The 13,769-nt window shown below is 73.6% G+C and carries 12 protein-coding genes; 10 read left to right on the top strand and 2 right to left on the bottom strand.

Going from position 1 to position 13,769, the window contains the following annotated elements; all coding sequences use genetic code 11:
* On the top strand, positions 1-384 hold the full coding sequence (locus tag ACGFN2_RS30615) for a VOC family protein (RefSeq protein WP_362609541.1): 384 nt from the start codon (positions 1-3) through the stop codon (positions 382-384).
* 54 nt (positions 385-438) lie between these two features.
* Here the strand turns inward: ACGFN2_RS30615 and ACGFN2_RS30620 are convergent, their stop codons facing one another.
* Entirely contained in the window at positions 439-1,293 is an 855-nt protein-coding gene (locus ACGFN2_RS30620) for a LysR family transcriptional regulator (RefSeq protein WP_362609543.1), read from the bottom strand.
* 180 nt (positions 1,294-1,473) lie between these two features.
* Here ACGFN2_RS30620 and ACGFN2_RS30625 point away from each other — a divergent pair, with 180 nt between their 5' ends.
* The gene (locus tag ACGFN2_RS30625; protein WP_393365850.1) at positions 1,474-2,358 is read left to right on the top strand and encodes a DMT family transporter; all 885 of its coding nucleotides are present in this window, start codon (positions 1,474-1,476) and stop codon (positions 2,356-2,358) included.
* Positions 2,359-2,383: 25 nt separating this feature from the next.
* Here ACGFN2_RS30625 and ACGFN2_RS30630 read toward each other — a convergent pair whose 3' ends face one another.
* Positions 2,384-2,752 (bottom strand): SH3 domain-containing protein, encoded by a 369-nt coding sequence (locus ACGFN2_RS30630; protein WP_362609546.1) that lies wholly within the window; start codon positions 2,750-2,752, stop codon positions 2,384-2,386.
* Positions 2,753-3,084: 332 nt separating this feature from the next.
* Here ACGFN2_RS30630 and ACGFN2_RS30635 point away from each other — a divergent pair, with 332 nt between their 5' ends.
* From ACGFN2_RS30635 to ACGFN2_RS30670, 8 genes are all read left to right on the top strand, one after another.
* Complete coding sequence (locus ACGFN2_RS30635; RefSeq protein ID WP_393365828.1) at positions 3,085-3,888, top strand: TIGR03084 family metal-binding protein; 804 nt, start codon at positions 3,085-3,087, stop codon at positions 3,886-3,888.
* Entirely contained in the window at positions 3,885-5,636 is a 1,752-nt protein-coding gene (locus ACGFN2_RS30640) for an acyclic terpene utilization AtuA family protein (RefSeq protein WP_393365830.1), read from the top strand. The genes ACGFN2_RS30635 and ACGFN2_RS30640 overlap by 4 nt, the downstream gene beginning before the upstream one ends.
* Positions 5,633-7,231, top strand: a complete 1,599-nt coding sequence (locus tag ACGFN2_RS30645; protein ID WP_393365832.1) for an acyl-CoA carboxylase subunit beta — start codon at positions 5,633-5,635, stop codon at positions 7,229-7,231. Before ACGFN2_RS30640 ends, ACGFN2_RS30645 begins: the two co-directional genes overlap by 4 nt.
* A gap of 7 nt (positions 7,232-7,238) precedes the next feature.
* Positions 7,239-9,155: an acetyl/propionyl/methylcrotonyl-CoA carboxylase subunit alpha gene (locus tag ACGFN2_RS30650; RefSeq protein ID WP_393365834.1), complete on the top strand. Its 1,917-nt coding sequence runs from the start codon at positions 7,239-7,241 to the stop codon at positions 9,153-9,155.
* Positions 9,156-9,325: 170 nt separating this feature from the next.
* Positions 9,326-10,489, top strand: a complete 1,164-nt coding sequence (locus tag ACGFN2_RS30655; protein ID WP_393365836.1) for an acyl-CoA dehydrogenase family protein — start codon at positions 9,326-9,328, stop codon at positions 10,487-10,489.
* Between the two features lie 103 nt (positions 10,490-10,592).
* Positions 10,593-12,182, top strand: coding sequence for a 4-coumarate--CoA ligase family protein (locus ACGFN2_RS30660; protein ID WP_393365838.1), 1,590 nt, complete (start codon positions 10,593-10,595; stop codon positions 12,180-12,182).
* Positions 12,179-12,964 carry an enoyl-CoA hydratase family protein gene (locus ACGFN2_RS30665; RefSeq protein ID WP_393365840.1) on the top strand — a complete coding sequence of 262 codons (786 nt, stop codon included), beginning with the start codon at positions 12,179-12,181 and terminating at the stop codon, positions 12,962-12,964. Before ACGFN2_RS30660 ends, ACGFN2_RS30665 begins: the two co-directional genes overlap by 4 nt.
* Positions 12,952-13,584, top strand: a complete 633-nt coding sequence (locus ACGFN2_RS30670) for a TetR/AcrR family transcriptional regulator (protein ID WP_393365842.1) — start codon at positions 12,952-12,954, stop codon at positions 13,582-13,584. The genes ACGFN2_RS30665 and ACGFN2_RS30670 overlap by 13 nt, the downstream gene beginning before the upstream one ends.
* Positions 13,585-13,769 lie beyond the last annotated feature (185 nt).

Consider the following 13,769-nt stretch of genomic DNA (forward strand, 5'->3'; position numbering starts at 1 on the left):
ATGGCATGCCGTATCAGTGAACTGGTCATCGACGCCGCGGAACCGGAGCGGCTGGCCGCGTTCTGGAGTGACGTCCTCGGCTACGCCGAGCTGGGCCGGGAGGACGACGGAAGTATCGAGATCGGCCCGCCCGATGCCGGGTTCGGCGGTCCGCAGCCCACCCTCGTGTTCGGTCCGAGCAGTGACCCCCGGCCCGCGAAGCTCCGGCTGCACATCGATGTCAACGCCACCGACCGCGACCAGGACGCCGAGCTGGAACGACTGCTCGCGCTCGGCGCGCGGCCCGTCGACGTCGGCCAGACCGGCAACGAAGGCTGGCACGTTCTGGCCGACCCCGAGGGCAACGAGTTCTGCCTCCTGCGCGCCCGGCTCAAGCCGCTGTGACGGGGAAGGGGCGGGGGCGCCGCTGAGGCCCGCGCCAAAGTGCCGCCCGCCCGATCACCGCCCCATCACCTCATGGGCCAGCCTGATCAGGTCCGGGATGCGGGGGTGGCCCGGACCGTCGCGCCAGGCGAGGACGACGGGGACCGGCGGGGCGTCGGTGAGGGGGACGTAGGCCATGGCCGGGTGGGGGTGCATCTCGGCGGTGGCGGAGGTGGTGACGCCCACGGCGCGGCCGCCGGTGATGGCGGCGAGCCAGTCGTCGGTGTTGCCGATGGTGATCGTGGAGGCGGGGCGGGCGGCGGCCGGCCACAGGTCGAGGGTGGTGGTGCCCGAGACGGTGTTGACGGCGATGGTGCGGTCGGCGAGGTCCGTGAGGGCGAGCGCGGCGCGGTGGGCGAGCGGGTCGTCGGCGGGCAGACCGGCCACTCTCGGCTCGGTGGTCAGCAGCTCGGTGATCAGGCCCGGGGCGCGGACCTCGCCGCGCAGCAGGGCCGCGTCCACCTCGCCGCGGGTCAGCCCGGCCGTGCGGTCGTCGATACGGAGGAGTTCGAGCGGGGTCCCGGGGTGCTCCTCGTGCCAGCGGCGGAGCAGCGCGGTGGTGTCCGTACCGGCGGCCGACCAGGCGTGGCCCAGCCGCAGGGGCCAGCCGGTGTGATGGGCGTAGCCGAGCGCCCGGTCGAAGGCGGTGACCGCGACCGCGGCCCGGTCGCGGAAGGCCAGGCCGTCGGGGGTGAGGGCGAGGTGATGGGTGGAGCGGTCGACGAGCCGGACGCCGAGGGCGTGTTCCAGCTGGCGCAGGGTGCGGGAGACGGCGGGCTGGGTCAGATGCAGCCGCTCGGCGGCGCGGGTGATGCTCAGGGTGTCGGCGATGGCGAGAAAGCAGCGGAAATGTCGGAGCTCGATGCTCATGCGCGCGGAGCATAACAACAGGGGAAACGGCATTTCACGGACCGGAAGGGCGGGCCGTAGCGTGGTGGCGTGAATGCTTCGCCCGAGAGCCCCGATGGCGGTACGCCCGCCACCCCTGTCCACACCGTGCGCGCCGACGACGGGGGGTTCGTGCACCCCATACCGCCCTCGCCCGAGGTGCTGACGGCGGAGGCGCAGGCGGGCGGCGCCGGTGTGGCGGGTGCCCGTGGGCGGATCACGTCGGTGGCGCTGGTCATCGGCGGAATCGTGTCGCTGCAGTTCGGCTCGTCGGTGGCGGTGCTGCTCTTCCCGCGGGCCGGTGCGCTGGGCGTGGTCACCCTGCGGCTGGTGGTGGCCTCACTGGTGCTGCTGGTGTTCTGCCGGCCGAAACTGCGCGGGCACTCCCGCGGCGACTGGGCCACGGTGCTGGCCTTCGGTGTCGCGCTGGCCGGCATGAACTCGCTCTTCTACCAGGCCATCGACCGCATTCCGCTGGGCGCCGCGGTCACCCTGGAGTTCCTCGGGCCGCTGATCCTGTCGGTGGCGACCTCGCGCAGGGTGCTGAGCCTGCTGTGGGCGGCGCTCGCGCTGGGCGGCGTGGTGCTGCTGGGGCGTGAGGGGTTCGACGGGCTCAACCTCGCCGGTGCCGGGTTCGCGCTGGCGGCCGGCGGGCTGTGGGCCGCCTACATCCTGCTCTCCGCCCGTACGGGACAGCGCTTCCCGCAGGCGGACGGACTGGCGCTGGCGATGACCGTCGCGGCACTGCTCAGCCTGCCGTTCGGCATCCTCAGCGCGGGCTCCGCACTGCTGAACCCGGTCACGCTCGGCCTGGGCGCCGCGGTCGCCCTGATGTCGTCCGTCCTGCCCTACACCCTGGAACTGCTCGCCCTGCGCAAGCTCCCGGCCTCCGGCTTCGCGGTGATGATGAGCCTGGAGCCGGCCGCCGCGGCCACCGCCGGATTCCTCGTCCTGCACCAGGCGCTGGGCTGGGCCGAGGTGCTGGCGATCGGCCTCGTCGTGATCGCGAGCGTGGGGGCGGTACGGAGCGCGGCGGCCCACAGCTGAGCCATGGGCCGCCCGCGGCCGCCCGTTACGGGTAGCACTCCTTGGGCGGGTGCACGGGGGAGGCGAAGTGGCTGGAGTGGACCCATGACGTCGGTATGTGGTTGTACAGCCGGTACCAGAGGCGCCCGGACGGCGTCTTGGTGGTCTGGCACTGGATCTTCAGGGCCGTACCGAGCGGGTACTTCCTGAACTTGCGGGCGTCCGAGGACGGCCCGGCGTAGACGCTGGCGCCGTGGACGCTGGCCACCGCCATGGTCTTGTACCGGGCGGCCACCGGGGCTGCCGTCGGCTCGGCCGATAACGGAGTGGCCGTTGCCGCACCGCCGCAGGTGAGGAGGAGGGCGACAGCGGCCGCTCCGACCCCTGCCGCGCGCCGCTTAGGGGTGATGCGCATCTTCAGGACCTTCCGTAGATGACATGCCGTCACCCGCGGTGTGTCCCAGGACAGTTCGCCGGGACGACTCCCGCGGACGGCACTGATCAAGCCTCTGTCGCCGAGTGCGGCAGACGCCTCCTCCGCGAGTAGCAGGTACCTCCGCCAGACGGGGGAGCGCTGACGGGAAAAAAATCATGCACGCATGCTTGATTGTTCCCGGCGGCGCTGCCAGTCTCGGAGCGCACCCGCACCACACCGCACCCGTACGGCGTCAGCGCTCCGCCGCGGCCGTCACCGTTTTCCAACGCACCCCGCTGTCCTGGCAGTTGGGTGGACGAGGGGAGTGCCGCGTGTCCGATCCCGGCGCCGTACTGGCGGATCTCAGGGCGGAGAGCGAGGAGTTGGATGCGCTGGTCGCCGGGCTGCCGGCCGGGCGCTGGGCGGTCCCGACGCCCGCCGAGGGCTGGACGGTCGCCCATCAGATCGCTCACCTGGCCTGGACCGACCGGCAGGCGCTGCTCTCCGCCACCGACCCGGACGGGTTCGCGCGGGCCGCGCGGGAGGCCCTCGCCGCGCCGCTGACCTTCGTCGACGAGGCCGCCGAGACCGGTGCCCGTACGCCGCCCGCCGAGCTGCTCGCGCAGTGGCGGGCGGGGCGGGAGGCGTTGCAGCGGGCGCTGGCGGAGCGGCCCGCCGGCGGGAAGCTGCCCTGGTACGGCCCGCCGATGAGCGTGGCCTCGATGGCCACCGCGCGGCTGATGGAGACCTGGGCGCACGGGCAGGACGTCGCCGAGGCGCTGGGGGCCGTCCGGCCGCCCACCGCCCGGCTGCGGCACATCGCCCGGATCGGCGTCCGAACCCGCGACTTCGCCTACGCGACCCATCAACTCACCCCGCCGGAAGAGGAGTTCCGGGTCGAGCTGCGGGCGCCCGACGGCACGGTCTGGGAGTACGGGCCGGCGCAGGCCCGGCAGCGGGTGACGGGCGACGCGCTGGAGTTCTGTCTGCTGGTGACCCAGCGGGCGCACCGGTCCGACCTGCCGTCCGTACGGGCCGAAGGGGCGGACGCGCAGCGGTGGCTGGAGATCGCGCAGGCCTTCGCGGGGCCGCCGGGGAAGGGGCGGGCGCCGTCCGGGAAGGCCGCCACCTCATGAGCGGCGGCAGCGCCCGCGCAGGTGACACCGGCCCCATACGCCCCATAGGCGCCGACCCCGCGGTCCTCCGCGTCGGCAATGCCTCCGGCTTCTACGGCGACCGTTTCGACGCGCTGCGCGAGATGCTCACCGGCGGGCCGCTGGACGTGCTGACCGGCGACTATCTCGCCGAGCTGACCATGCTGATCCTCGGCCGGGACCGGCTGAAGGACCCCACGCGCGGATACGCCAGGACCTTTCTGCGGCAGCTGGAGGACGGACTCGGGACAGCCGTCGAGCGCGGGGTGCGGATCGTCGCCAACGCCGGCGGACTGAACCCGGCCGGTCTCGCCGACGCGGTACGGGAGTTGGCGGCCAAGGTGGGGGTGCCCGTCCGGGTGGCGCACGTGGAAGGCGATGACCTCCTGGCGCGCGGGGGCTGGGGCGAGGGGGTGCTGACCGCCAACGCCTACCTGGGCGGCGCCGGGATCGCCGCCTGTCTGCGGGCCGGTGCCGATGTGGTGGTGACCGGGCGGGTCACCGATGCCGCGCTGGTCAGCGGCGCGGCCCAGGCGCACTTCGGCTGGCGGCCGGACGATCTGGACCAGCTGGCCGGTGCGGTGGCCGCCGGGCACGTCCTCGAATGCGGCACCCAGGCCACCGGCGGCAACTACTCCTTCTTCACGGCACATGACCTGCGGCGGCCCGGCTTCCCGCTCGCCGAGATCGCCGCCGACGGCAGCTCGGTGATCACCAAACACCCGGGCACCGGCGGCGCGGTCACCCCCGGCACGGTCACCGCCCAGCTGCTCTACGAGACGGCCGGCGCCCGCTACGCCGGGCCCGATGTGACCGCGCGGCTGGACACCGTACGGCTGACCGAGGAGGGGCCGGACCGGGTACGGATCGACGGGGTGCGGGGCGAGGCGCCGCCGCCGACCCTCAAGACCGGGCTGACCCGTCTCGGCGGCTGGCGCAACGAGGTCACCTTCGTCCTGACCGGACTGGACGTGCCGGCCAAGGCCGCGCTGGTCCGCCGCCAGATGGAGGCGGCCCTCGACGCGGCGGAGCGCCGCCCGGCCGAGGTGCGCTGGGCGCTGGCCCGCACCGACCGGGACGACGCGGCGGTCCAGGAGGAGGCGAGCGCGCTGCTGCGCCTGGTGGTGCGGGACGCCGACCAGGACGCGGTGGGGCGGGCGGTCAGTGGCGCCGCCGTCGAACTGGCGCTGGCCAGTTACCCCGGCTTCCACGTCACCGCGCCGCCCGGCAAGGGCACCCCGTACGGGGTCTTCGAGGCGGTGACGGTGGACGCGGACGGGGTGCCGCACACCGCCGTACTGCCCGACGGCACCCGCGTCAGCTGCCAACCCCCGCCCCTGTCACGGGAGTTGGCGCGACCGGCCGACCCGCCGCTGCCCGAGCCGCTGCCCGCCGGGCCCACCCGGCGCGGGCCCCTCGGTCTGGTCGCCGGAGCCCGCAGCGGCGACAAGGGCGGCTCGGCGAACGTCGGGGTGTGGGCCCCCGGCGAGCGGGCCTGGCGCTGGCTGGCGCACGAGCTGACCGTCGACCGCTTCCGGCAGCTGCTGCCGGAGACCGCCGGTCTGCCCGTCGACCGGCACGTACTCCCGAACCTACGGGCGCTCAACTTCGTCGTCGACGGGCTGCTCGGCGAGGGCGTCGCCGCGCAGGCCCGGTTCGATCCCCAGGCCAAGGCCGTGGGGGAGTGGCTGCGTTCGCGGCACATGGACATACCGGAGGTGTTGTGGTGACCGTGCTCGGAACCGGGCTCGACCCGTCGGGCGCCGAGTACGCGGAGCGTCGTACGGCGATGCTCGCGAAGCTGGCGGAGATCGAGGCCGAACACACCAAGGCGACCGAGGGCGGCGGCGAGAAGTACGTCGCCCGGCACCGCAAGCGCGGCAAGCTGCTGGCCCGGGAGCGGATCGAGCTGCTCGTCGACCCCGACACCCCCTTCCTGGAACTGTCGCCGCTGGCGGCCTGGGGCAGCGATTACCAGGTCGGCGCCTCGCTGGTCACCGGCATCGGGATCGTCGCGGGCGTGGAGTGCCTGATCACCGCCAACGACCCGACGGTGCGCGGCGGCGCCAGCAACCCCTGGACGCTGAAGAAGTCCCTGCGCGCCCACGAGATCGCCTTCGCCAACCGCCTCCCGGTGATCTCCCTCGTCGAGTCCGGCGGCGCCGACCTGCCCAGCCAGAAGGAGATCTTCATCCCGGGCGGGGCGCTCTTCAAGGACCTCACCCGGCTGTCCGCGGCCGGCATCCCGACCGTCGCCGTGGTGTTCGGCAACTCGACCGCGGGCGGCGCGTACGTCCCGGGGATGTCCGACCACGTGATCATGGTCAAGGAGCGCGCGAAGGTGTTCCTGGGCGGCCCGCCGCTGGTGAAGATGGCCACCGGCGAGGAGAGCGACGACGAGTCGCTGGGCGGCGCCGAGATGCACGCCCGCACCTCCGGGCTCGCCGACCACTTCGCGGTGGACGAGCCGGACGCGCTGCGCCAGGCCCGCCGGGTGGTCGCCCGCCTCAACCGGCGCAAGCCGCACCCCGATCCGGGACCGGCGGCGCCGCCCAAGTACGACGGGGAAGAGCTGCTCGGCATCGTGCCCGGCGACCTCAAGGCACCCTTCGACCCCCGCGAGGTCATCGCGAGGATCGTGGACGGCTCCGACTTCGACGAGTTCAAACCGCTCTACGGGCCGAGCCTGACCACCGGCTGGGCCGAGCTGCACGGCTACCCGGTCGGCATCCTCGCCAACGCCCAGGGCGTGCTGTTCAGCGCGGAGTCCCAGAAGGCCGCCCAGTTCATCCAGCTGGCCAACCAGCGCGACATCCCCCTCCTGTTCCTCCACAACACCACCGGCTACATGGTCGGCAAGGAGTACGAGCAGGGCGGCATCATCAAACACGGCGCGATGATGATCAACGCGGTGTCGAACTCCAAGGTGCCGCACCTCTCCGTCCTCATGGGCGCCTCCTACGGCGCCGGCCACTACGGCATGTGCGGCCGCGCCTACGACCCCCGCTTCCTGTTCGCCTGGCCGAGCGCCAAGTCCGCCGTCATGGGCCCGCAGCAGCTGGCCGGCGTGCTCTCGATCGTCGCCCGCGCCTCGGCCGCCGCCAAGGGACAGCCGTACGACGACGAGGCCGACGCCGGGCTGCGCGCGATGGTCGAGCAGCAGATCGAGTCCGAGTCGCTGCCGATGTTCCTGTCCGGGCGGCTCTACGACGACGGCGTCATCGACCCGCGCGACACCCGCACCGTCCTCGGCCTGTGCCTGTCCGCCCTCCACAACGCCCCGGTCGAGGGCGCGCGGGGCGGCTTCGGCGTCTTCCGGATGTGAGGCAGAAGTGATCCGTTCCGTACTCGTCGCCAACCGTGGCGAAATAGCCCGGCGGGTCTTCCGCACCTGCCGCGAACTGGGCATCTCCACCGTCGCCGTGCACTCCGACGCGGACGCCGGCGCCCCGCACGTCCGCGAGGCCGACACCGCCGTACGGCTCCCCGGCGACGCCCCGGCCGACACCTATCTGCGCGGCGACCTGCTGGTGCGGGCCGCGCGGGCCGCGGGCGCCGACGCGATCCACCCCGGCTACGGCTTCCTCTCCGAGAACGCCGGATTCGCCACCGCGGTGGCCGACGCGGGCCTGGTCTGGATCGGCCCGCCGCCCGCCGCCATCGAGGCCATGGCCTCCAAGACGCGGGCCAAGGAACTGATGGCGGAGGCCGGCGTGCCGCTGCCGGCCCCCGTCGACCCCGGGAAGGCCACCGAGGCCGACCTGCCGCTCCTGGTGAAGGCGGCGGCGGGCGGCGGCGGCCGCGGGATGCGGATGGTCACCGAACTGGACTCGCTGGAAGAGGAGTTGAAGGCAGCCGCAGCCGAGGCGGCGTCGGCCTTCGGCGACGGCGAGGTGTTCGTCGAGCCCTACCTCCTCGGCGCCCGCCACGTCGAGGTGCAGATCCTCGCCGACGGACACGGCACGGTCTGGACCCTCGGCACCCGCGACTGCTCCCTCCAGCGCCGCCACCAGAAGGTCATCGAGGAGGCCCCGGCCCCCGGACTGTCCGAGGAGCTGCGGGCCACCCTGCACGAGGCCGCGGACCGGGCCGCCCGCGCCATCGGCTACCGCGGCGCGGGCACCGTGGAGTTCCTGGTCGACCGCACCGGACGGGCGTACTTCCTGGAGATGAACACCCGCCTCCAGGTCGAACACCCGGTCACCGAGGCCGTGCACCGCCTCGACCTGGTCGCCCTCCAGCTGAGCGTCGCCGAGGGCCGCCCCCTGGACCCCACACCGCCACCGCCCCACGGGCACGCCGTGGAGGCCCGGCTCTACGCGGAGGACCCGGCCGCCGGCTGGCAGCCGCAGACCGGCACCCTGCACCGGCTGGCGCTGCCCGACGGCGTCCGGCTGGACTCCGGCGTGACCGACGGCGACACCATCGGCATCCACTACGACCCGATGCTCGCCAAGGTCATCGCCTGGGCCCCGAGCCGCGACGAGGCCGTACGGAAACTGGCCGGCGCCCTGGAACGCGCCACCCTCCACGGCCCCGCCACCAACCGCGAGCTGCTCGTCCGCTCCCTGCGCCACCCGGAGTTCACCGACCCCGGCGCCCTGGACACCGGCTTCTACGACCGCAACCTCACCGAGCTGACCCGCAGCGACACCGACGCGGCACCGCTCTTCGCCCTCGCCGCCGCCCTCGCCGACGCCCACGGCCGCTCCCGCTTCGGCGGCTTCCGCAACGTCCCCTCAGGACCCCAGGTCAAGACCTACGCCTCCGGGGGCACCGAGCACACCATCCGCTACCGGCTCGGCCGGGACGGCCTGCACGCCGAGGACTTCCCCGGCGTCCGGCTGCTGGCCCTCGGCCCGGACGCGGTGGTGCTCGAAGCCGGCGGACTGCGGCGGCCGTTCACGGTCACCCGCTACGGCGACCGGGTCCATGTCGACGCACCCCCGGCCCCCGGCACCACCACCCCCGCCTCCCACGCCTTCACCGCCCTGCCCCGCTTCCCCGACCCCACCGCCCGCACGGAACCCGGCTCCCTGCTGGCCCCGATGCCCGGCACGGTCGTCCGCATCGCGACCGGCCTCACCGAGGGCGACCAGGTCACGGCCGGCCAGCCGCTCCTGTGGCTGGAGGCCATGAAGATGGAACACAAGATCACCGCCCCGGCAGCCGGCACCCTCACCTCCCTCCCCGTCCACACCGGCACCCAGGTCGAGGTAGGCACCCTCCTGGCCGTCGTCACGGACTGACTGACGGCACCACCCCGGGTTGTGACAGCTCCCCCACCGGGGTGGGGCCCGCCACCGCCCACCCACACACACCCGGGCCCCACCCCAACCACCCCCTCCCACCGCCGAAGGCGGGCCCGGCGCCGCACTCGGCAACGCAACCGGAACCGACGACCCCCCGAGGAGACCCCATGGGAACCCCGACGATCGAGTCCGAAGAACACCGCGCCCTGCGGGCGGCGGTAGCCGCCCTGGGTACCCGCTACGGCCGCGAGTACTTCACCCGCGTCGTGGCGGACGGCACCCACACCGACGAACTCTGGGCGGAGGCCGCCAAACTCGGCTACCTCGGCGTCAACCTCCCCGAGGAGTACGGCGGCGGAGGCGGCGGCATCGCCGAACTCTCCCTCGTACTGGAGGAGCTGGGCGCGGCCGGCTGCCCGCTCCTGATGCTGGTCGTCTCGCCCGCCATCTGCGGCACGGTCATCGCCCGCTTCGGCACCGAGGAGCAGAAGCGGACCTGGCTCCCGGGCCTCGCCGACGGCTCCCGCAAGATGGCCTTCGGCATCACCGAACCCGACGCCGGCTCCAACTCGCACCGCATCACCACCACCGCCCGCAAGGACGGCACGGACTGGGTGCTCAACGGCCGCAAGGTCTTCATCTCCGGCGTCGACATCGCCGACGCCACCCTGATCGTCGGCCGCACCGAGGACGCCAGGACCGGCCGCCTCAAGCCCTGCCTCTTCATCGTGCCCCGTGACACCCCCGGCTTCGGCCGCAGCCCGATCGCGATGGAACTCTCCGCCCCGGAGAAGCAGTTCGAGCTGACCCTGGACGAGGTGCGGCTGCCCGCCGAGGCCCTGGTCGGCGACGAGGACGCCGGGCTGCTGCAGCTGTTCGCCGGGCTCAACCCGGAGCGCATCATGACCGCCGCCTTCGCCCTCGGCATGGGCCGCTACGCCCTCGGCCGGGCCGTCGACTACGCCCGCACCCGCCAGGTGTGGAAGGAACCCATCGGCAGCCACCAGGCCCTCGCCCACCCCCTGGCCCAGGCCCACATCGAACTGGAACTGGCCCGGCTGATGATGCAGAAGGCCGCCCATCTCTACGACGCGGGCGACGACATGGGCGCGGGCGAGGCCGCCAACATGGCCAAGTACGCGGCGGCCGAGGCCGCGGTCCACGCCGTCGACCAGGCCGTCCACACCCTCGGCGGCAACGGCCTCACCCAGGAGTACGGCCTCGGCTCGATGATCACCGCCGCCCGGGTGGCGAGGATCGCGCCGGTCAGCCGCGAAATGATCCTCAACTTCGTCTCGCACCAGACCTTGGGGCTGCCCAAGTCGTACTGAGAAACGGGATGCTGACCGGGCCGGCCGGGCGAGCCCGTCCCGGCCGCCGGGGCGGGCGCCGCACCCGCCGCCCGCCGTACCCCGCCGAAGGAAAGGCCCAGGCATGGTGTTCCACGTGTTCCACAGCGAGTACGCCGACGTCGCGCCCGTAGAGCTGCCGATCCATGAGGCCGTCCTCGGGCGGGCGGCGGAGTACGGCGACCGGCCCGCACTGATCGACGGCCTCGACGGCACCACCCTCAGCTATGCCGAGCTGGACCGCCTCAGCCGCCGGATCGCCGCCGCCCTCGCCGCGACCGGCGTCCGCAAGGGCGACGTACTGGCCCTGCACAGCCCGAACACCGTGCTCTTCCCGGCGGTGTTCCACGCCGCCTCGCGCTGCGGGGCGGCCGTCACCACCGTCCATCCGCTCGCCACCGAGGGCGAGTTCACCAAGCAGCTGCAGGACTCCGGGGCCCGCTGGATCGTGACCGTGTCGGCGCTGCTGGACACCGCCCGCGCCGCCGCGCGGCACACCGGCGGCGTCGCCGAGATCCTCGTCTGCGACCGGGCCGCCGGCCACCGCTCCGTCCTCGACCTGGCGGCCTGCACCGACCCGGAGCCCTCCGTCACCCTCGACCCGGCCCACGACGTGGCCGTACTGCCCTACTCCTCCGGCACCACCGGCACCCCCAAGGGCGTGATGCTCACCCACCGCAGCATCGCCACCAACCTCGCCCAGCTCACCCCGCTGATCTCCAACGGCCCCGGCGACCGGGTCCTGGCCGTGCTGCCGTTCTTCCACATCTACGGGCTGACCGCCCTGATGAACGCCCCGCTGCGCAACGGCGCCACCGTCGTCGTCCTGCCCCGCTTCGACCTGAAACAGTTCCTCGCCGCCATCGAGCGGCACCGCATCACGGCCGTCTACGTGGCACCCCCGATCGTCCTCGCCCTCGCCAAACACCCCCTGGTCGCCGACTACGACCTGTCCTCCCTGCGGTACCTGGTCTCCGCCGCGGCGCCCCTGGACGCCGAACTGGCCGCGGCCTGCTCCCGGCGGCTCGGCCTGCCACCGGTCCTCCAGGCGTACGGCATGACCGAGCTGAGTCCCGGAACCCACTGCGTCCCCCTCGACGCCCCGAACCCGCCGCCCGGCGCCGTCGGCAAGCTGATCCCCAACACCGAGATGCGCCTGGTGTCCCTGGAGACCGGCGAGGACGTGGGGCCGGGGGAGACCGGGGAGATCCTCATCCGCGGCCCCCAGGTCATGAAGGGCTATCTGGGACGGCCCGCCGAGACCGACGCGATGATCGACCCCGAGGGCTGGCTGCACACCGGCGACGTCGGCCGGGCGGACGGCGACGGCTGGCTCCATGTCGTCGACCGCGTCAAGGAGTTGATCAAATACAAGGGGTACCAGGTCGCCCCCGCCGACCTCGAAGCGCTGCTGCTCGGCCACGCGGCGATCGCCGACGCCGCGGTCATCGGCGTCCCGGACGAGGACGGCAACGAGGTGCCCAAGGCGTTCGTCGTCAGGCAGCGGGGGGCCAGCCTGAGCGAGGACGAGGTCATCGCGTACGTTGCCGATCAGGTCGCCCCGTACAAGAAAGTGCGCCGCGTGGAATTCCTGGAGAGCGTGCCGCGCGCCACCACCGGAAAGATCCTGCGACGCGAACTGCGCGCCAGGGAAAGGAGCCAGACGCCCCGATGACCGACGCCCCGAAGGCCGACGCGTCCACGGAGACCCTCGTCCCGCGCTCCCACGAGCGCGGCATCACCACCCTCACCCTGGACTCCCCGCACAACCGCAACGCCCTCTCCACCCGCCTGGTCGCCGAACTACACCAGGCGCTGGAGGACGCCGCGGCCGACGACGCCACCCGCGCCGTCGTGCTCACCCACACCGGCGGCACGTTCTGCGCCGGCGCGGACCTCTCCGAGGCGACCTCGGGCAGCGCGAAGGACGGCCCGCTGGGCCTGGCCCGGCTGCTGCGCGCCCTCGTCGCGCTGCCCAAACCGGTCGTCGCCCGCGTCACCGGACACGTCCGGGCCGGCGGCCTGGGCCTGCTCGGCGCCTGCGACCTCTCCGTGGCCGGACCGGAGGCCACCTTCGCCTTCACCGAGGCCCGCCTCGGCCTCGCCCCCGCCGTCATCTCGCTGCCGCTGCTGCCCCGGCTCGACCCACGCGCCGTCGGCCGCTACTACCTCACCGGCGAGAAGTTCGGCGCGGCGGAAGCGGCCAGGATCGGCCTGGTCACCCTCGCCGCGGACGAGGTCGACAGCGGCCTCGCGCCCCTGCTGGACGGGCTGCGCAAGGGCTCTCCGCAGGGCCTGGCCGAGTCCAAGAAGCTGGTCACCGCCCCGGTGCTGGCCGCCTTCGACCGCGACACCGAGGCGCTCGCCGAACAGTCCGCACGGCTCTTCGGCTCCGCCGAGGCCCGCGAGGGCATGACCGCCTTCCTGGAGCGGCGGGCCCCGTCATGGGCGCGCTGACCCCCGCCCGCGGCACCAAGGAGCCCCAGCAGGAACGCAGCCGGGCCACCCGGCTCAAACTGCTGGAGGCCGCGGTCTCCTGCCTGGCGGAACGCGGCTGGAGCGGCAGCACGGTCTCCGTGGTCGCCGAACGCGCGGGCGTCTCCCGCGGCGCCGCCCAGCACCACTTCCGCACCCGCGAGGACCTCTTCACAGCGGCCGTCGAACACGTCGCGGAGAAACGCCAGGGCGCGGTCAAGGCCGTCGCCGACAACCTCCCCCCGGCCGGCTCCGCCGCCCGCACCCGGATCGTCGTCGAGGAACTCGTCGGCCTCTACACGGGCCCGCTGTTCCGCGCCGCGCTCCACCTGTGGGTGGCCGCCTCCGACGAGGACCAGCTCCGCGAACGGGTCACCGCCCTGGAGGCCCGCGTCGGCCGGGACGCCCACCGGACGGCGCTGACGCTGCTCGACGCGGACGAGGCGGTGCCCGGCGTCCGGGAGACGGTCCAGGGACTGCTCGACATGGCCCGTGGCCTCGGCCTCGCCAACCTCCTCACCGACGACTCCGCCCGCCGCGAGCGGGTTGTCGAACAGTGGTCGGCCCTCCTGGACGCCGAGCTTCGGGGCCGGGCCCGTTAGTCCCACGTTGTTGTCTTTCCCGCCGTGGTGGTTTCTCGCCGTTGCGCCTGCGGCGGGCGGGTGGTTGTCGGGTGCGGTGACGGACCTCCGGGGCCTGGTGTGTGGACTGCTTCGCTTTACGTCCACACACCAGGCCCCTCCGGCCCGTCCCCTCCCGTGGGAGGAGTGACTACAGGTGAGTGGGG

This window comes from Streptomyces sp. NPDC048612 (assembly GCF_043199295.1).
GTDB lineage: Bacteria > Actinomycetota > Actinomycetes > Streptomycetales > Streptomycetaceae > Streptomyces.

What these genes read in the sequence shown, in the direction of transcription:
- ACGFN2_RS30615 (WP_362609541.1), top strand. Translation starts at nt 1, where the DNA reads ATGGCATGCCGTATCAGTGAACTGGTCATCGACGCCGCGGAACCGGAG.
- ACGFN2_RS30665 (WP_393365840.1), top strand. Translation starts at nt 12,179, where the DNA reads ATGACCGACGCCCCGAAGGCCGACGCGTCCACGGAGACCCTCGTCCCG.
- ACGFN2_RS30655 (WP_393365836.1), top strand. Translation starts at nt 9,326, where the DNA reads ATGGGAACCCCGACGATCGAGTCCGAAGAACACCGCGCCCTGCGGGCG.
- ACGFN2_RS30640 (WP_393365830.1), top strand. Translation starts at nt 3,885, where the DNA reads ATGAGCGGCGGCAGCGCCCGCGCAGGTGACACCGGCCCCATACGCCCC.
- ACGFN2_RS30630 (WP_362609546.1), bottom strand. Translation starts at nt 2,752, where the DNA reads ATGCGCATCACCCCTAAGCGGCGCGCGGCAGGGGTCGGAGCGGCCGCT.
- ACGFN2_RS30660 (WP_393365838.1), top strand. Translation starts at nt 10,593, where the DNA reads ATGGTGTTCCACGTGTTCCACAGCGAGTACGCCGACGTCGCGCCCGTA.
- ACGFN2_RS30620 (WP_362609543.1), bottom strand. Translation starts at nt 1,293, where the DNA reads ATGAGCATCGAGCTCCGACATTTCCGCTGCTTTCTCGCCATCGCCGAC.
- ACGFN2_RS30670 (WP_393365842.1), top strand. Translation starts at nt 12,952, where the DNA reads ATGGGCGCGCTGACCCCCGCCCGCGGCACCAAGGAGCCCCAGCAGGAA.